Origin of the sequence: Planotetraspora mira, from assembly GCF_016863275.1 — a bacterium.
In the GTDB taxonomy this organism is placed as follows: Bacteria; Actinomycetota; Actinomycetes; order Streptosporangiales; family Streptosporangiaceae; genus Planotetraspora; species Planotetraspora mira.
The window spans coordinates 14,001-30,855 of the sequence record NZ_BOOO01000017.1 but is presented as its reverse complement, the minus strand read 5'-3'; the positions used below and the strand labels follow the sequence as shown (position 1 = coordinate 30,855).

17 protein-coding genes are annotated in these 16,855 nt (G+C 68.7%); 8 read left to right on the top strand and 9 right to left on the bottom strand.

The window, feature by feature from the left end:
* Positions 1-6: 6 nt before the first annotated feature.
* Positions 7-441 carry an Rrf2 family transcriptional regulator gene (locus Pmi06nite_RS16770; RefSeq protein ID WP_203953944.1) on the bottom strand — a complete coding sequence of 145 codons (435 nt, stop codon included), beginning with the start codon at positions 439-441 and terminating at the stop codon, positions 7-9.
* Positions 442-570: 129 nt separating this feature from the next.
* Between Pmi06nite_RS16770 and Pmi06nite_RS16765 the strand changes: the two genes are divergently transcribed.
* The 5 genes from Pmi06nite_RS16765 to Pmi06nite_RS16745 all read left to right on the top strand — a co-directional run bounded on the left by Pmi06nite_RS16765 (position 571) and on the right by Pmi06nite_RS16745 (position 4,668).
* Positions 571-1,326: an SDR family NAD(P)-dependent oxidoreductase gene (locus Pmi06nite_RS16765; protein WP_203953943.1), complete on the top strand. Its 756-nt coding sequence runs from the start codon at positions 571-573 to the stop codon at positions 1,324-1,326.
* Positions 1,327-1,417: 91 nt separating this feature from the next.
* Complete coding sequence (locus tag Pmi06nite_RS16760) at positions 1,418-1,999, top strand: NAD-dependent epimerase/dehydratase family protein (RefSeq protein WP_203953942.1); 582 nt, start codon at positions 1,418-1,420, stop codon at positions 1,997-1,999.
* A gap of 52 nt (positions 2,000-2,051) precedes the next feature.
* Positions 2,052-2,549 carry a winged helix-turn-helix transcriptional regulator gene (locus Pmi06nite_RS16755; protein ID WP_203953941.1) on the top strand — a complete coding sequence of 166 codons (498 nt, stop codon included), beginning with the start codon at positions 2,052-2,054 and terminating at the stop codon, positions 2,547-2,549.
* An 84-nt stretch (positions 2,550-2,633) separates the two neighbouring features.
* A complete protein-coding gene (locus Pmi06nite_RS16750; protein WP_203953940.1) occupies positions 2,634-3,863 on the top strand; it encodes an MFS transporter in 1,230 nt (409 codons plus the stop codon).
* Positions 3,856-4,668: an HAD family hydrolase gene (locus Pmi06nite_RS16745; protein WP_203953939.1), complete on the top strand. Its 813-nt coding sequence runs from the start codon at positions 3,856-3,858 to the stop codon at positions 4,666-4,668. The genes Pmi06nite_RS16750 and Pmi06nite_RS16745 overlap by 8 nt, the downstream gene beginning before the upstream one ends.
* Positions 4,669-4,836: 168 nt before the next feature.
* Here Pmi06nite_RS16745 and Pmi06nite_RS16740 read toward each other — a convergent pair whose 3' ends face one another.
* On the bottom strand, positions 4,837-5,424 hold the full coding sequence (locus tag Pmi06nite_RS16740) for a TetR/AcrR family transcriptional regulator (protein WP_203953938.1): 588 nt from the start codon (positions 5,422-5,424) through the stop codon (positions 4,837-4,839).
* Positions 5,425-5,586: 162 nt separating this feature from the next.
* On the opposite strand from Pmi06nite_RS16740, the gene Pmi06nite_RS16735 reads away from it, so the two are divergent.
* Positions 5,587-6,336: an SDR family NAD(P)-dependent oxidoreductase gene (locus Pmi06nite_RS16735; protein WP_203953937.1), complete on the top strand. Its 750-nt coding sequence runs from the start codon at positions 5,587-5,589 to the stop codon at positions 6,334-6,336.
* Positions 6,337-6,428: 92 nt separating this feature from the next.
* On the opposite strand, the gene Pmi06nite_RS16730 is transcribed toward Pmi06nite_RS16735, so the two are convergent.
* Positions 6,429-7,814, bottom strand: a complete 1,386-nt coding sequence (locus tag Pmi06nite_RS16730) for an FAD-dependent oxidoreductase (protein ID WP_239113968.1) — start codon at positions 7,812-7,814, stop codon at positions 6,429-6,431.
* 71 nt (positions 7,815-7,885) lie between these two features.
* Here Pmi06nite_RS16730 and Pmi06nite_RS16725 point away from each other — a divergent pair, with 71 nt between their 5' ends.
* Entirely contained in the window at positions 7,886-8,797 is a 912-nt protein-coding gene (locus Pmi06nite_RS16725; RefSeq protein ID WP_203953936.1) for a cupin domain-containing protein, read from the top strand.
* A 25-nt stretch (positions 8,798-8,822) separates the two neighbouring features.
* Here the strand turns inward: Pmi06nite_RS16725 and Pmi06nite_RS16720 are convergent, their stop codons facing one another.
* The gene (locus Pmi06nite_RS16720) at positions 8,823-9,800 is read right to left on the bottom strand and encodes a hypothetical protein (RefSeq protein ID WP_203953935.1); all 978 of its coding nucleotides are present in this window, start codon (positions 9,798-9,800) and stop codon (positions 8,823-8,825) included.
* Between the two features lie 198 nt (positions 9,801-9,998).
* On the bottom strand, positions 9,999-10,553 hold the full coding sequence (locus Pmi06nite_RS16715) for an ArsR/SmtB family transcription factor (protein ID WP_203953934.1): 555 nt from the start codon (positions 10,551-10,553) through the stop codon (positions 9,999-10,001).
* Positions 10,554-10,662: 109 nt separating this feature from the next.
* Here Pmi06nite_RS16715 and Pmi06nite_RS16710 point away from each other — a divergent pair, with 109 nt between their 5' ends.
* The gene (locus Pmi06nite_RS16710; protein WP_308442504.1) at positions 10,663-11,610 is read left to right on the top strand and encodes a DUF2218 domain-containing protein; all 948 of its coding nucleotides are present in this window, start codon (positions 10,663-10,665) and stop codon (positions 11,608-11,610) included.
* A 5-nt stretch (positions 11,611-11,615) separates the two neighbouring features.
* Here Pmi06nite_RS16710 and Pmi06nite_RS16705 read toward each other — a convergent pair whose 3' ends face one another.
* The 4 genes from Pmi06nite_RS16705 to Pmi06nite_RS16690 all read right to left on the bottom strand — a co-directional run bounded on the left by Pmi06nite_RS16705 (position 11,616) and on the right by Pmi06nite_RS16690 (position 16,654).
* Entirely contained in the window at positions 11,616-12,530 is a 915-nt protein-coding gene (locus tag Pmi06nite_RS16705) for an endonuclease/exonuclease/phosphatase family protein (RefSeq protein ID WP_373317309.1), read from the bottom strand.
* A gap of 393 nt (positions 12,531-12,923) precedes the next feature.
* Positions 12,924-14,186: an ATP-binding protein gene (locus Pmi06nite_RS16700; RefSeq protein ID WP_239113967.1), complete on the bottom strand. Its 1,263-nt coding sequence runs from the start codon at positions 14,184-14,186 to the stop codon at positions 12,924-12,926.
* A 1-nt stretch (position 14,187) separates the two neighbouring features.
* Positions 14,188-14,904 (bottom strand): two-component system response regulator CseB, encoded by a 717-nt coding sequence (cseB, locus tag Pmi06nite_RS16695; protein ID WP_203953932.1) that lies wholly within the window; start codon positions 14,902-14,904, stop codon positions 14,188-14,190.
* Between the two features lie 160 nt (positions 14,905-15,064).
* Positions 15,065-16,654 carry a flavin monoamine oxidase family protein gene (locus tag Pmi06nite_RS16690; RefSeq protein ID WP_239113966.1) on the bottom strand — a complete coding sequence of 530 codons (1,590 nt, stop codon included), beginning with the start codon at positions 16,652-16,654 and terminating at the stop codon, positions 15,065-15,067.
* Positions 16,655-16,855: the final 201 nt, after the last annotated feature.

Here is a 16,855-nt window from a genome sequence, read left to right as displayed (position 1 = left end):
GCAGCACTAGCGAGGCGCCGCGAGGACGTCCCGGAGCACGTCCTCCATCGTGACGCTGGCCAACTCGCGCCTCAGGGTCTCCTCGATTCCCTCGTAGATGCCCTGCATCGCCGGCTGGATGCCGTAACCCACCACGCACCCCTGGTCCGGAGTGGCGCGGTGCATCGCGAACAGCGGGCCGGATTCCACCGCCTCGTACACGTCGAGCAAAGTCATCGAATCCAGTTCGCGGGCCAGCGACCAGCCCGCGCCCATGCCCCGCCGGGACTCCACGAGCCCCGCCCTGCGCAGCTCGCCGAGCAGCCGCCTGATCACCACGGGATTGGTGTTCGCGCTGGTCGCGATCTGCTCGGAAGTGGCGACCTCATGGCCCTGGCGCTGATAGAGGCTGATCCAGGCCAGCGCGTGGGCGGCGATGGTCAACCTGCTGTTGGCGCTCATGAACCCGCTCCTCTCGGCCGCAACGATCTATGTTACGACCGAACAGTCGTAACAGCAATTGTTGCGACTTGATGTCGTAACCGCTAGCGTTACGACAGTCGTGAAGGACCGATCAGCGAGGTGGGAAGAATGAACAAGCCGCTCACGGGCAAGGTCGCCCTGGTCACCGGGGGATCCCGCGGGCTGGGGGCCGCGACCGTACGGCTCCTGGCCGAGCAGGGCGCCGATGTCGCGTTCACCTATGTCAGCTCCGAGAACCAGGCGAAGGCCGTCGTCGACGAGGTGCGCGGCAAGGGGGTGAAGGCCGTCGCCTTCAAGTCCGACCAGGCGGACATGAGCCGGGCGCCGGCGCTGATCGACGACGTGGTCGCGTACTTCGGCGGCCTGGACATCCTCGTCAACAACGCGGCGATCTCACCGGAGCAGGGCCGTACGGTGGACGACCCGGACGTCGACACCGCCGCACTGGACCGGATGCACGCCACCAACTACCTCGGCGTGATCGCCGTCATCCGGGCAGCCTCCCGGGTGCTGCGCGCGGACGGCCGCATCATCACGGTGAGTTCCGGACTGGGCTCCCGGGTCGGCGTTCCGGGCCTCGCCGACTACTCGGCGACCAAGTCGGGCATCGAGAGGTACACCATGGGCGTCGCGCGGGACCTCGGACCCCGGGGCATCACGGCCAACGTCGTGGAGGCCGGACTGATGGAGAGCGGAATGGAACCGCCGGACCCCGAGACCCTCAAGGCCATGCTCGGCGCGCTGTCCCTGCAGCGCATGGGCCACCCGGACGAGATCGCCGCGGCGATCGCCTTCCTGGCGAGCCCGGCCGCGTCGTACGTGACGGGCGCGGTGCTGGACGCCCACGGCGGGTACAACGCCTGAACCCTGCCGCGTGCCCCCGACGGGTCTGACTTGACGCTATGGGAGGCAGCATCTAGGTTCTAGCTATTAAATCGTATAGCCAGGAGGGATCATGAGGGTATTTCTTGCGGGTGCGTCCGGCGTGATCGGGCAGCGGCTGATTCCCCGGTTGGTTCACGCGGGGCACGTGGTCGGCGGCATGACGCGCTCGTCCAGCAAGACGGAGTTGCTGGCTCAGCTCGGCGCCGAGCCGATCGTGTGTGATGTGTTCGACCGGGACGCGTTGATCCAGGCGGTTCGTGACTTCAACCCGGACGTCATTCTGAACGAGCTGACCGATCTGCCGGACGAGGTGGAGAAGATCGGTGATCACGCGGAGCTGAACGCTCGCATCCGGACCGAGGGCAACCGGAACGTGATCGAGGCGGCACGGCGGAGCGGGTCGCCGAAGATCCTGGCCCAGACCGTCGCCTGGCAGTTGCCTGACGGGCCCGACGCCCTGGCCGTCGCCGAGCTGGAACGTTCCGTCCTCGCCGAGGGCGGCGTCGTGCTGAGCTACGGGCAGTTCTACGGGCCCGGCACCTACAACGAAGAGCAGATCCCCGCGGAGCCTCGCGTCCAGATCGACCGTGCCGCCGAACGTACGGTGGAACTGCTGGGCGAGCCGTCGGGCGTCGTCGTCATCACCGACTAGCGACGGCGATCCTGCCGTCGAGCCGCGCTGGATTAAGGGTTGAGGGGAAGTCATGTCGCTCACGTTTGAAGGTGTTCTGGCCGACCGCAGCACGTGGCGGCTGGAAAACTGCTCGATCGGGAAGTCGATGGATGTCATCGGCACGCGGTCGTCGATGCTGATCCTTCGTGAGGCCTTCTACGGCACGACCCGGTTCGACGACTTCGCCCGGCGCACGAAGATCACCGACGCGATCGTTGCGACGCGGCTCAAGGAACTGACCGACATCGGCTTGTTCGTCAAACAGCCCTATCAGGAGCCGGGTAAGCGGAGCCGCTACGAATACCTCTTGACCGAGAAGGGCAGAGATCTGGTCCCTGCCGTATTCGCGCTCATGCAGTGGGGCAACAAGCACCTGCAAGGTGAGGACGGCGGGCCGTTGCGCCTGGTGGAACGAGGCACCGGTGAGCCGGTCGTCATCGGCCCGCGCACCGCATCCGGGAGGGATCTCGAGCTTGAGGACCTCGCGATAGTGGCGCACGGCGATTGGGCCAACCCGCAGAGCGGCTGACCGTTCATCCGGCCGGCTTCGCGCCGGCCACCACCGATTGTTCGACCACCGCGCCTTTGCGCGTGGTCTCTTCAGGGAACCGTTTTGTCCTCATCCCAGGTAATCACCGAGGCGCCCGCGCCCCGCCGCCTGCGGCCCACTCTCCCCGCCGGACTGGCGTTGACGGGTGCGGCGCTCGCGTTCACCAGTCTGTATCTCGCGGCAGGCGTGCTGACGCCGCTGCTGGTGGTCTACAAACAGCAGTGGGAGTTTCCGCCGTCGCTGCTCACGCTGGCATTCGCCGTCTACGCGATCGGCTTCCTCGCCGCAGTCCTCACACTGGGGTCGCTGTCCGACCATGTCGGCCGGAGCCCGGTTCTGATCGGAGCTCTGGTCATCCAGCTCGCGTCGAACGTCCTGTTCCTCGTCGCACCCGATATCGGGTGGGTGATCGCCGGCCGCATCGTGCAAGGTGTCGCCAGCGGTGCGGCGACGGCTGCTTTCACCGCGGCGCTCGTCGAACTCGCCCCGCCGGGCAAGAAGAGACTGGGCACGATCCTCGGCAGCGTCGGCCTGACAGGCGGTCTGGGTTTCGGCTCCTTGCTGGCTGGACTAGCGATCCAGCTCACGCCTGCGGCCAATTCCATCATCTTCACCGTCCTGATCATCCTCACGATTCTCGGGGCCGTCGTCGTCGTCCTGTCTCCGGAGACCATGCCCCGCACCCCCGGTGCGCTCCGCTCGATGATCCCGCGCGTCGCGATCCCGCCCGCTGCCCGGAAGGAGTTCGCCGCCGCGGCGCCCGTGGTCGCCGCGGTCTGGATGCTCGCGGGCCTCTCAGGGGGGCTGGCCCCGAGCATGGTTCGCAGCGTCTTCCATCTGGACAGCGGCCTGCTGAACGGCCTGGCCGGGTTCATCGCGCCGGCGGTGTCGACCGTCGTCGGACTGTCGTTCGCACGCGTCGGCCCCCGGCGGGCGATGACCATCGGCATCTGGGCGTCCATCGTCGGTGCCGTCGGCATCATCGGCGGCGTGTTCGCCGGAAGCCTGACAATCATGATCATCGGGCAGGCCGTCGCCGGTGCCGGCTTCGGTGCGTCGTTCTCCGCGGCCCTGCGCCTCGTCTTCCCGCTCGCGGCGGCGCACGAGCGTGCGGGGGTCGTTGCCGGAATCTACGTCGTCTCCTACGTCGCCTTCGGAGTGCCCATCGTCATCGAGGGACAGCTCGTGGGCCCTCTCGGCGAGGTGCCGGCAGTCGTCTGCTACACGGCGTTGACCGTCCTCCTCGCGCTCATCAGCCTCATCGCCCAGACCCGCATCGAACGCCGTGCCTGACGCCGCCTCGTGGCTCGTCGCCCTGGACATCGACGGAACCACGCTCCGCGAAGACGGCTCCATCAGCGACGCGGTGAGCGAGCAGGTCCGCCGACTCGACGCGGCCGGTCACCATGTGGTGCTCACCACTGGCCGCTCTTCCGCGACCGCCGTCCCGGTGCTCGCTCATCTCGGCATCGCGCCGCGGTTCCTGGTCTGTTCCAACGGCGCGGCCACCCTGCACCGTGACCCGGGTGTGCCAAGCGGCTACCGGCGTGAACGGGTGGAGTGCTTCGACCCGGCCGATGTGCTCCGGTCGATCAGCGCGCACCTGGTGAACGCCCGCTTCGCGGTTGAGGACGAACACGGCCGCTACCGGTACACCGAACCGTTCCCCGCCGCCACGACCGGTCTCGACAGCGAGCAGGTGAAAGTGGCGTTCGAGGAGTTGCTGGACCGGCCGGCCGCGCGTGTTGTGGCGATTTCCCCTGGCCACGACATGGGCGACTTCCTCGCCCTGGTCGAGAGGATGGGCCTGCGCCAGGTGAGCTACGCCATCGGCTGGACTGCGTGGCTCGACATCGCGGGTGAGGGCGTGAACAAGGCCACGGCGATCGAACGGGTACGCGTCGAGCTCGGCGTCCCGCGGGATCGGGTGATGGCCGTGGGCGACGGCCACAATGACATCGAACTGCTCAGTTGGGCCGCCGAGAGCGGCCGCGGCGTGGCGATGGGTCATTCGCCCGCCGAACTGATCGAAGCCGCCGGCGAACTCACCGGAACCGTGGACGACGACGGCGTCGCGCAGGTCTTGGCCACGCTGTAGTGGCGGGCCACCCGGTCATTTCCAGTAGTCGCGATCAGGCGGCCTCAGCCACATGTCAGGCGAACCGGCGTGCTGATCGCGATGCTCGGCGCGTGCCTCCCGGCCCGGTCGGCGGCGCGGCTCACCATCGCGACGGTGCTGCCCAACGAGTGATCCGCCGGCCGGTCGTCACACCCTCGTCGCGTCGCGGACGAGTTCCCGGACGAGTGACAGGGCGACATCCGCGGCTCGTGCACCGCCCGGATGCGCCGCCGCGGTGTGCAGGCCCTCGACGATCAGCCAGATCCGCTCCGCCAGGACGTCGGGGGCGGCGACGTTCATGTCGGCGACGAAGTCCTCGATCCGCGCACGACTGTCGAGCAGGTACCCCGTCGCGATCCGGCCGGCGGAGTCGTCGTGGTCGGCTACTTCCGCCAGGTAGTTACGGAAGGGACAACCGCGATAGTCGGGCGACTGGACGCTCTCGGCCATCGCCTCCACGAAGGCGATCAACCGTGCCGAGGGGTCGCTCCCCGCGTGATCGTCGGCTTCCGCGTACTGTCGCCCGAAGTCCTGCCTCGCGCGCTCCAGATACTCCGCGACCAATTCGGCCTTGCTGGGGAACTCGCGGTAGAGCAGGCTCTTTCCGCACTTCGCCCGGTCGATGATCTGCTGCATTCCCACCGCTTGCACGCCGTGGTCGTAGAACAGCAGGGCGGCGGTGTCGAGAATCCGCTCACGCGTGTCGGGTGCGGGCCTGCGTGCCAACCGGATCACCTCCGGCACCCACCTTAGCGGACCGATCGGTCCTTCAAAAGTTGACTTCGGTCAGCGCCTTGTCCAATATGGGACCGATCGGTCCGGGACCGATCGGTCCATGAACTGCTGCTTCAGCCGCCGGCACCGACGCCGGTGTGTGCCGGAGCCGAAGGGGGAGTCGTGTCAGAAGTGCTCGCGGGCAAGACCGCCGTCATCACCGGTGGGTCGACAGGAATCGGTTTGGCCACCGCCCGCCGATTCCTCGCGGAAGGGGCCTCCGTCGTCATCGCGGGCCGCCGGCAGGCGGAGCTCGACAAGGCGGTCGCGGAACTCGGAGGCGACGTCATCGCCGTGCAGGCGGACGTGTCCAAGGCGGACGACCTCGATCGCCTCTACGCACGCGTACGGGAGACCCGGGGGAGGATCGACATCCTGTTCGCCAACGCCTCGATCCTGCAGGGGCACAGCCTGGGCGCCATCACCGAGGACCTCGTGGACCGCCACCTGGACATCAACGTCAAGGGGCTGGTCCTCACCGTCGAGAAGGCGCTCCCGCTGATCACGGACGGCGGCGCGATCATCGTCACGTCCTCCGTGGACGGGGTGAAGGGCGGTCCGGGCCGCAGTGTCTACGCGGCCACGAAGGCCGCCGGCCGCAACCTCGTCCGTTCCTGGTTGCAGGAGCTCTCCGGTCGCCGCATCCGTGTCAACGCGGTCAGCCCCGGCCGCACGGTAACACCCGGACTCGCGGCCCTCGCCGGAGACCTCGACGTCGAGGACTTCTTCGGTCAGCTCGCGGCCGAGATGCCCGGCGGCCGCAACATCCAGCCGGACGAGGTCGCCGCCGCCGTCACGTTCCTGGCGTCTGACGACGCCAGTGGCATCAACGGAATCGACCTGCCGGTCGACGGCGGGTTCGCCCAGATCTAGGAGATATGGCAGCGCGCTTCGGCCCCCCACGGTCGATCCGCTTACATCTGAGATCCTCCGCGACCGGGGGAGCGCACCGCGTGAGTCATGTCTCACGAGGCCGCGGCGAGGACCTCGTTGAATCCCTCGGTCGAGCTGGGGTGGGTGTAGATGGTGTCGCGGAGCTCACCGGCCGTCACCGCGTGGCGCATGGCGAGGGCGACCGTGTTGATGAGCTCCTGCGAGTCGACGCTGAGCAGGGCCGCGCCGAGGATCCGGTCGGTGCCGGCGTCGATGACGAACTTCATCAGTCCGCGGGTCTCCTCGACGATCCTGGCCCGGGGCATCGCGGCGATCTCCGCGATGGGCTTGCTTGCGATCTTCACCGTGTGTCCCTGGTCACGTGCCTGCCTTTCTGTGAGCCCGACCGTGGACAGCGGCGGCGTCATGAACAGGGTGTGCGGGACCGCCTGCCGGTCCGCCGTGGATCGCGCGCCTGTGCCGATCAGCTGGTCGGCGACTATGCGGTTGTCGTCCAGCGAGATGTAGGTGAACTGCGGTCCTCCGTTCACGTCGCCGACCGCGAAGATGTGCCCCCGGCTGGTGCGCAGATGTTCGTCGACCTCGATCGCCCCGCGCCCGGTGGTGCGGACCCCGGCCGCTTCGAGACCGAGCCCGCGGGTGGCCGGCGAGCGGCCGGTGGCGACGAGGATGCTGTCGGCTTCCAGCGTGAGCCGCCGACCGTCCTTCTCGTAGACGACGGTCGCGCTGTCGTCCCCGTCGCGGACCTCGGTGACCTGCGCTCCTGTGACGAGGGTGATGCCCTGGCCGACGAGGATGTCGACGGCGGCCGCGGCCACGTCGTCGTCCTCGCGCCGCAAGATCTGCGGGGAGACCTCCAGGACGGTGACCTCGGCGCCGAACCGGCGGTACATCGCGGCGAACTCGATGCCGAGATAGCCTCCGCCGAGGACGGCGAGTCGCCGGGGCAACTCTGTCGTGCTGATCAGATCGGTGCTGGTCGTGGCGTACTTGCTGGTTCGCAGGCCGGGGATGTCCGGGATCATCGGTTCGGACCCGGTGTTGACCACGATCGTCTCCGCGTTGATCGTGAGCCGGTCGGCGCCGGCGCCGACCTCGACGGTCTTGGGGCCGACGAACCGCGCGCGGCCGGTGACGACCGTCACGGTGTCGATCGTGTCCAGCATCTGGAAGTTCTTGCCACGAAGCAGGGTGGTCAGCTTCTCCACGGTTCCGACGGCCTGCTGGTACCACTCCTGTGCCGTGTCGTCCCGGCGGCGCGACTCGGCGTGATGGACCAGCGCCTTGGTCGGCACACACCCGATGTTGATGCAGGTGCCGCCGTACATCTGGTCGGACTGCTCGACCATCACCACACGCCTGCCCAGCCGGCCCATCGTCGCGGCGAGCGTCTTGCCCCCCTTGCCGAACCCGATCACCAGGACATCGACGTTCAAAACGGTGCTCATTTCGTTCATACGTCTAGAATCCATCTTGAACGAGAGAGCCGACAAGGCGATGAAGTCTCAGTTTCTATCGCGAAAGTATCATGGACTCGATAAGTCATCTGATCCGCCTGGCCCGCCTGCGGGGCGGCATCGACAAGCGCTGCCTGCTCGCCGGTAACTCGACGCTCGACAACCCCGTACGTCCTGCGGGCGAGGCGCCCTTCCATCTCCTCCTCGAGGGCGAGTGCACCCTCGAACTGGCCGACCGGAGCATCGATCTGAGGCCCGGGGACGTCGTGCTGCTTCCACGAGGGACGGCGCACCGCGTCCACACACGCGGCGTGGGCCGCCCGGGACCGGTGGTCGAAGAGGCCGGCGTCGCGTTCCTGACCGCGCGAAGCCAGGGTGCCGAGAGCGAGATCGATCTGTTCTGCGGTCACTACGCGTTCGGTCCGGGCGCAGGCGGACTGCTCTTCGAGACCCTGCCCGACCCCCTGCACGTGTCCTTCGGCGCCGAATCGAGTGAACCGGTGCGGATGCTGAGCGCGCTGATGCGCAGCGAGGCGCAGAACGACGGCCCGGGCACGGAGGCGATCGTGATATCCCTGTGTGACGCACTCCTCGCGATGGTCCTGCGCAGCACGTCGAACCGCCGTCTTGCCGGCGACGCCCTCTGGACGGCCGTCGACGACGAGCGCCTGAGGACGGCCATCGACGCTGTGCTCCGCGACCCCGGACACGACTGGACCATCGCCGACTTCGCCCGGCTCGCCTCGATGTCGCGCGCCACCTTCATCCGCCACTTCACCCGCGGCACGGGCATGACCGTCGGGGACTTCCTCACCCGCATCCGGATGATGACCGCGGCCGAACTTCTCACCGGCACCGACCGGCCGGTCGGTGCCGTCGCCGCCGAGGTCGGCTACCGGTCGGAATCGGCCTTCGGCCGAGCATTCCGTACGGCGACGGCCACCACTCCGGCCCGATTCCGGCGGAACGCGACCCGCTCATAGCCGAAAAGAGCGTGCATTCCACCGGTCACTTCAGAAAGGCGGCCAGTGCGTCCTGGCGGACCTTCGCGGGCTCCGCCGTGCGCCGCTGGATCTCGCCGTCGGCGCCCACGACCACGAGCGTGTGGTGCGCCCTGCCCTGGACGCGGACCACCAGGCGGCCGTCCTTGAGGTACATGGCGCCGATCAGGGTGCCGCGAACGGGGATGGTGACCTTCTTCCCCGTCTTCGTGTCGACGATCGAGGGAGGGAACCCGAAGGGCCACAGGCCGTCGCCGCCCGGATCGGCAGGGGTGAGCCGGTGGACGATCACCCGGCGGCCGTCGGGTGAAAGGCTCTGGACATGGTTGGCGTACTTGATGCCGACGGCCTTCCTCGACGTGCGCGTCCTGACGTCGAGCAGGTGGACGCCTCCCGTGCCGCCCGAGTATCCGGCCAGGTAGCGGCCGTCGCCCGACCAGGCGAGGTGACACGAGCCCTCGCTCCGCCCGATGACGTGTCTCCCCGTCCCGTCCGCCTTGGCGGCCGCGATGATCGGCACCGCGGACTTCGCCCGGGACGGGTAGGCGACGGTCGTCGAGTTCGGGGAGAAGACCGGGGTCTCGCAGGGCGCGTGGCCCGCGTCCGTGGCGATCGTCCGGTCCCCGATCGCACGGCCGGTCGCGTTGTAGCGGGTGACGTGGACCTTTCCCTGATGGATCCAGGCCACTTTGGTGCCGTCCGGTGACACCGCGAACTGGGTGATGTGCTTTCCGCCGCCCAGCGTCGCCACCCGCAGGGGTTCGCCCGGCCGAGCCCAGACGACCTGGGCCGTGCCCTTCGCGCCGAACCGCATGTAGACCCCGCCGGCCTGGCCGGTGGCCGGTGAAGCGGCGGCGGCCGAAGACTTCGATGTCACGGCGGCCGCCGTCGGGGTCGTGGCGGCCGGCTCCCAGGCCGCTCCGGACACCAGAGTCAGGGCCGTGACCGCCCCCGCCGCGGTCAGTGCTCCCCGTAGTGATCTCATGTTCTCCCCCTCGGCTGATTCCCCGTCGACCTTTTGACGGCGGCTCGCGGAAGAAGGTTTGAACACCGTTGTGTCACGGGCGGACGCGTTTGAATTTCCGGCCCCTCCATTCCAGGAATGACCGGAGAACGCGGCGAACAGTCACTCGGCGGAAACGGCGGCAGGCGAAAGCCGGATCGGCGATTGACCTCGGCGAGTTCAGCGGGATTCCGCGTCGTGTTCGTCGGGGGACAGGGCAGGGATGTCGGCCGCATACAGGCTGACCAGAAGGCCGTACGCCTCGCCTCGGGAACTGTCGGCGGGGGGCGGGTCCGTGGCGTACGCCTGGAGTCGCGTGGCGAGCGCGTCGGCCTCGTCCGGCGTGAGCCAGAGGTGGCGCAGCAGCGTGCGCCCTCCCTGCCCGGGACGTGGGGGCAACATTTCGGCCAGGGCGGCGTTGATGAGGAACTCCGGGCCGACCCCGGATTCCTCGTGGAGCTTGAAGCCCCGGCTGACCAGTGCGAAGTACTGCTCGGTGCCGCCTCGCACCTGCCGGGTGGACGCCAGCCTGACGAGGCCCGCTTCCCGGAGGATCCGCATGTGATAGCCGATGGTCCCCTTGGTCGAGCCGAGCGCCGCGGTCAACTGGCCGAGCGTCGCGGGCCGCTGGCGCAGGACGTTCACCAGGCGGTGGCGCACCGGATGCCCCAGTGCCTTGAACTGCGCCGGTGAGCGCAGGACCAGGTGCTCCTGCTCGGTCGGCTCGTCTTCCACAGGCCAAGTGTCTAGGAATGTCGACGCTTTGACAAACGGCCGGGCCGAACCTCAGACTCGTTCAAGCGTTGAGGATTCTCGACGCTTCGCCCTAGTTGAAGGATCTTCGATGCCCGTCTCGACGGCACATGTCGCGACCTCCCGCTCTTCTCGCTACATAAAGCAGCTCATCTCGCATATGGGCCACAAGACGACCGCGGAACTCTCCGGCGACGGCAGAGGGACCCTCACCTTCGCCCAGGGGACCTGCGTGCTCACGCCGTCCGGAGATCACCTCGGCATGATCGTGACTGCCGGTGACGCGGAAGGCGTGGCGGGCGTCCAGGACGTCGTGACCCGCCACCTGCTGCGTTTCGCCACCCAGGAGTCGCTCGTCGTCGACTGGACGGAGCCCGTCTCGGGGAGTTCGCTGCAGCTCGTCGATCCCGTCGTCGGCGACTATCTGCTCGATCACTGCACGCCGGCCGGCGACGTGCTCGACGAACTGGTCGTCAAGACGCGGGAGGCCGCCGGCGACGCGTCGGGCATGCAGGTCTCCCGGGACGAGGGCGCGCTGCTGACCATGCTGGTGCGCCTGGTCGGCGCGCGCCACGCCATCGAGGTGGGGGTGTTCACCGGCTACTCCTCGATCTGCATCGCCCAGGGACTGCCCGAGGACGGGCGGCTGCTCGCCTGCGACGTCAGTGACGAGTGGACCTCCATCGCCAGGGACTACTGGGAGCGCGCCGGTGTGGCGGACCGCATCGACCTGAAGGTCGGTCCGGCCCTCGAGACGCTGCGCGCGCTCCCCGCCGAGCCGTACGTCGACATCGCCTTCATCGACGCCGACAAGGAGAACTACCCGGCCTACTACGAGGAGATCGTCCAGCGACTGCGTCCCGGTGGCCTGGTCGTCCTGGACAACGTGTTCCTCGGCGGCCGCGTCATGGACCCGGCCTACCAGGAGGAGCGCCATCTGGCGATGCGCCGCCTGAACGATCTCATCGCCACCGACGCCCGGGTCGACTCGGTGATGTTGCCCGTGCGGGACGGCGTCACCCTCGCCCGCAGGCGCTGAACCCGTCAGTAGTCGACGGACGCGGCCACGGGCAGGTGATCGCTGCCGGTGGCGGGCAACGTCCAGGACGAGACCGGCTCGACGCCCCTGACGAGGATCTGGTCGATGCGGGCCATGGGGAACGCCGCGGGCCAGCTGAACCCGAAGCCGTCACCCGCCGCGCCCTGCGCCGAGCGCATCTGCGAGGTCACCGGGGCCAGAGCCCTGTCGTTGGCCGTGCCGTTGAAGTCGCCCACCAGGATCGCCTTCGAGACCGGGTCGTCGCGCAGGGCCTCGGCGAGGAGCCGGGCGGACGCGTCGCGTTGGTCGGCGGTGAAGCCTGCGTCGAGATTGACCCGCACCGACGGGAGATGGGCGACGAAGACGGCCACGGGCCCGCGGGGAGTTTGGACGGTGCTGCGCAGGGCGCGGGACCACTCCACGATGCCGACCGACCGAGTGCCGCTCATGGGGTACTTGCTCCACAGGCCGACGGTGCCCCGGATCGCGTGGTACTTGTACGCGCCGGCCAGGGCCTTCTCATAGATCGGCACCGCGGAGGCGGTGAGCTCCTCGAGCCCGACCACGTCGGCGCCCGACGCGATGAGGGCCCGCGCGGTGCCCGTCGGGTCCGGGTTGTCGTTGTTGACGTTGTGGGAGGCGACGATCAGGTCCCCGCCGTCCTCTCGCTTGTCGGTGAGCGTACGGCCGAAGAGCGCGAGCCAGATGACGGCGGGCAGCGTCAGGGCGACGAGGGCGGTCGCCGAGCGGCGGGCCAGCGCGAACGCCGCGAGCAGGGGGACGGCCAGCCCCGTCCAGGGCAGGAAGGTCTCGGTGAGACTGCCGAAGTTGCCGGTCCGGTTGGGGATGTGGGCGTGCAGCAACATCACCAGGACAGGCAGGACCGCCAGGCCTGCGATGATCCGCCCCCGCCGCCACATTCCGGCCTCCTGCCAACGACGCCGGCTGTCGGTGCCAGGGCCGCCCCCCTCTTGCGAGGTGGCGTCGACGGTCGTCGTCATGTGGCTTCACTTCCCCCTTTGGCGTGCCGCCAGAGCCGAGGGCAGCGAGTCTTGAACCGCGGCGACCACCTTCTGGCCGTTATCCCAACCGGTCAGGAGATCCCTTTGGGGAGCGGTGTACGCGTGCAGGATCATCTTCGCCTCGCAGGCTACCCGAGCATCGGCGGTGTAAGCGGATGATCCCGATGTCCCAGAGGGGATCGGCATCACCTCGAACGACCGCCGTTCACACCGGTCGACTCTGCCGTGTGCGGGCATCCGTTGCGTCGGCGCCGCGTCTCCGCGACCGCTCAGGCGCGTTTCGGATGTGTATCAGCCCTCGGGCCGCGTACGGCCTCGGAGCCGGAGTACGGCGACCGCGCCGCCGTCGGGGGCGTTGCGGAAGGTGAGCTCGGCGCCGATCACCCGGGCCTGGCCGAGGGCGATGGTCAGGCCGAGGCCGTGGCCGTGGCCGCGCTCCGCCGCCCCGGTCCTGAAGCGCTGCGGCCCGTCCGCCAGCAACTCGCCGGGGAAGCCGGGACCGTGATCACGTATGACGATCGTCGTCCCGTCGACGGCGACCTCGACCGGCGGCCGTCCATGACGGTGCGCGTTGGCGACCAGGTTGGCGACGATCCGGTCGAGCCGGCGGGGATCGGTGTCGGCGACGGGATCGCCCGTCACCGTCAGCCTGGCCTGAAGTCCCGCACGGCGTACGGACTCCTCGACGACCTGGTCCAACGGCACGACGGCGTGATCGGCCGATTCGGCGCCCGCGTCGAGACGGGAGATCTCCAGCAGGTTCTCGACCAGCGTCCGCAACACCTGGACCCGGTCGCGGACCAGGTCGGTCGCCTCGCTCTCCGGCAGCAGTTCGGACGCGGTGAGCAGGCCCATCAGCGGGGTGCGCAGTTCGTGGGCGACATCGGCGGTGAAGCGCTGCTCGGTGAGCAGCCGTTCCTGCAGAGCGCCCGCCATCGAGTCGACGGCCGAGGAGATGTCGGTGATCTCGTCACGTGCCCGCCCGGCCGTTCCGATCCGGGCGTCCAGGTCGCCGTCGGCGATGCGCCGCGCGGTCCTGGCCACCCGTCTCAACCGCCGGTTGGGCGGCTCGGCGGCCAGCGCCGCCAACGGCACGACGACGGCGAGCACGGCGAGCGAGGCCTCCACGATGTGCCGGTCGAGCGCCTGCAGGCTCCGCAACTCCGACCCCATCTCCATCTGGACGGCGATCACATGGCCGTCGACCGACTCGGCGGCCCACATCCACGGGATGTCCGGCCTGCGGTCGTCGTACCAGAAGCCGACCTGTTCCAGGTCCTGCCGGAGAAGCGCCGGTGGCATCGCGTCCGGATCCTGCACGCTCAGGGGGTCGGCGACGCCGGTCTGCCGGTACTGGTCGACCACGGGCCCCAAAGCGTTCTGGGCCCGCTCCCTGCCGATGGCCATGGAACGGTCGAAGGTGCTCCGATGGACCAGCACGCCCACGGCGAGCGCGACCGCACACGACGCCATGGCCACCAGCGCCACGATCTTCCAACGCTGCGACCTCGGGTTCAGCAGGCCGCGCGCGGCCTGGACGATGTCGGCGTCCACCTCAGCGCCGCAGCTTGTAGCCGAAGCCGCGGACCGTCTCGATCCGCTCGGCGCCGATCTTCTTGCGCAGACGCTGCACGCACAGGTCGACGACGCGGCTGTCGCCGTCCCACCCGTAGTCCCAGACATTGCGCAGCAGTGTCTGCCGGTCCAGGACGATTCCCGGATTCGCCGCGAACTCGAGCAGCAGTCGCAACTCGGTGGGGGCCAGCGCGACCTGCTCGCCGTCCCGGAACACCTCCAGGCCGTCGGTGTCGATGGTCAGATCCCCGAAGATCAGACCCGCGCCGGGCTTCGGAGGCTCCTCGGCGGCCGCGGAGAAGGTGGCCCGGCGCAGCAGCGAGCGGATCCTGGCCACCAGCACCGCGGTGTCGACGGGCTTGGCGACGTAGTCGTCCGCGCCCGCCTCAAGGCCTGAGACCACATCCAGCGAGTCGCCACGGGCGGACATCATCAGGATGGGGACCAGGCTGGACTCCCTGACTCTGCGGCACAGCCCGATGCCGTCCAGGCCGGGCAGCATCACATCCAGCAGCAGCAGATCATGTCGCCCGTCCCGGAAGAGTTCCAGACCCGTCAGTCCGTCGCCGGCCGAGGTCACGGCGTAGCCGTAGCGCTCCAGTGCCATTCCGACCGTCTTGCGGATCACTTCGTCGTCCTCGACGAGCAGCACGGTGACGGGAGCCGACGGTCCGCTAGTGGCGGCCAAATCAGACATCTCTCTCAAACGGTACGTGCATCACCAGGACAATACAGGGGACCGCCGGTGGATCGTCGTCGTGCTCACGATCGCTCGGCCATCTGTGACGGGCGGGCGGGACCGACGGCGAAGGGCACGGCCGCCGTGCGACCGTGCCCTTCCTGCGGTGCGCCGAGGCTCAGCTGGTGAGCACGCGCTGATGGAGATCGGTGACGGTCTTGCGGGCCGACTCCAGTGCGCCCGCCTGCCACGCGATCATGTAGCTGAGCCAGTCGCCCGCGAAGTGGACGTGGCCGGCCGGCTTGTTCAGCAGTTGGTAACCGCCGGTGCGGGACGGCCAGCTGACCCAGGCGCCCTCGATGTGCGGTTGCAGCCTCCAGGAGATCGACGCCGATGTCACCAGTTCGTCGCGGTACTTCGCGCCGTGGATCTTCATGCCCTGTTCGACCGCGCGCTTCTCCCGCTGCGGATGGGTGAGTGCGGCGTAGGCGTCCTGGCTGGCGCCGTTGTTGTAGTAGCCGATGATGAGGCCGCGCCGCCCGCCGTACCCGTAGGAGGGATACCAGACGACGGACAGGTCGAGGTCGGTGTTGGTGATGCCGCCGTAGATGTTCTCGTCGGTCTCCCACCACCGGCGGCGGTACTCCAGGCCGATCTTGCCGGATGACGTGACCGTCGGCATGGACAGGGCGGCCTGCACGTCGGGGCCGAGGTTGTGCGGGGTCTTGGCCAGGATGTGCGGGGGCATGGCGGCCACGCAGAAGTCCGCCTTGATCTTCTTGGTCTTCCCGTTCTTGTCCAGGTACTCGACCTCGACCCCCTGGGCCAGGTCGGTGATCTTCGTGACCTTCGACCTCAGTGAGATCCTGTGCCTGCCGATCGCGTCGGCGAACGCCTTGGGGATGGCGTCCATGCCGCCGACGGGCTGGAACATCAGCATCGCCTGGTCGTAGCCGAACTCGAAGGAGAACCGCTGGCCGACGCCGCTGGCGAGCACGTCCGACAGGGAGGGCACCGGCCCGAGGACGGTGCCCGGCTGCTCGCCCGCGCCGGGGTTGACGCTGTAGCCCCGGTGCTCGTTGCCGGTGTAGGCGAAGCCGGCCGCCTTGTTGCCGATGGAGCCAAAGGAGCGCAGGAAGGAGAGCAACCGCTCCTTGTCCTGCGCGGTCAGCTTGGCGTCGAGCGCGCCGCTGTCGGTGGCCGTGGAGAGCAGTTCGGAGATGTACCCGTAGACGTCCGCCTTGGCGGTGCGCCAGGCGACCGGCGCCGTCATGCCCGCGGCCTCGTTGTAGATGTACGCCTGGGAGTTGGAGTTGGTGAAGACCTCCAGGGGCACGCCCAGTTCGCGGGCGTAGTCCATGGTGACCATCCACTGCGCGAGCCGGGCGGGGCCGGCGTTCATGTAGATGCCGTCGGAGAAGCGTGCGATCTGGGTCGAGCCGTCAAGCTCGGTGATCCGGTCGCCGCCCCTGATGGTCCAGTTGCGGCCGCCGACCCGGTCCAGGGCCTCGAGCACGGTGCAGTCGTAGCCCGCCTTGCCCAGTTCGTACGCGGTGGCCAGGCCGGCGATTCCCGCCCCGAGGATGACGACCTTCTTCGCGCCCCTCCCGGTGAGGGTGAAGTCGGATGGTTGCGGGGGGACGAAGGCCGTGCGGGCCGCCGCCTCGGCGGTCGGTGCGAGTCCGAGCGCGCCCATCGTGGCGAGGAGCGCTCCCGCCCCTCCGGTCGCGCCCACTGCTGTCAGGAACCCACGCCTGCTGTAGCTCACAGACACCTCCAAGATCTCTGGTGGCAAGTGTGAGCAAGATCTGTTGCATGGGATCGACGATCATGTTCCGGGGCAATTTCTCCCAAACCTCCATAAAATTCGACATTCCATGATGATTGCGGTGGTGTTTCGAGAGCCCGCCATCCGGCCGCGGCGGGCGCGCATGGGGGAGGCCTGGATCGGCCCTCGCTTTCCGGTTTC

What these genes read in the sequence shown, in the direction of transcription:
- Pmi06nite_RS16760 (WP_203953942.1), top strand. Translation starts at nt 1,418, where the DNA reads ATGAGGGTATTTCTTGCGGGTGCGTCCGGCGTGATCGGGCAGCGGCTG.
- Pmi06nite_RS16765 (WP_203953943.1), top strand. Translation starts at nt 571, where the DNA reads ATGAACAAGCCGCTCACGGGCAAGGTCGCCCTGGTCACCGGGGGATCC.
- Pmi06nite_RS16755 (WP_203953941.1), top strand. Translation starts at nt 2,052, where the DNA reads ATGTCGCTCACGTTTGAAGGTGTTCTGGCCGACCGCAGCACGTGGCGG.
- cseB (WP_203953932.1), bottom strand. Translation starts at nt 14,904, where the DNA reads ATGTCTGATTTGGCCGCCACTAGCGGACCGTCGGCTCCCGTCACCGTG.
- Pmi06nite_RS16770 (WP_203953944.1), bottom strand. Translation starts at nt 441, where the DNA reads ATGAGCGCCAACAGCAGGTTGACCATCGCCGCCCACGCGCTGGCCTGG.
- Pmi06nite_RS16720 (WP_203953935.1), bottom strand. Translation starts at nt 9,800, where the DNA reads ATGAGATCACTACGGGGAGCACTGACCGCGGCGGGGGCGGTCACGGCC.
- Pmi06nite_RS16730 (WP_239113968.1), bottom strand. Translation starts at nt 7,814, where the DNA reads ATGAACGAAATGAGCACCGTTTTGAACGTCGATGTCCTGGTGATCGGG.
- Pmi06nite_RS16725 (WP_203953936.1), top strand. Translation starts at nt 7,886, where the DNA reads ATGGACTCGATAAGTCATCTGATCCGCCTGGCCCGCCTGCGGGGCGGC.
- Pmi06nite_RS16710 (WP_308442504.1), top strand. Translation starts at nt 10,663, where the DNA reads ATGCCCGTCTCGACGGCACATGTCGCGACCTCCCGCTCTTCTCGCTAC.
- Pmi06nite_RS16705 (WP_373317309.1), bottom strand. Translation starts at nt 12,530, where the DNA reads ATGTGGCGGCGGGGGCGGATCATCGCAGGCCTGGCGGTCCTGCCTGTC.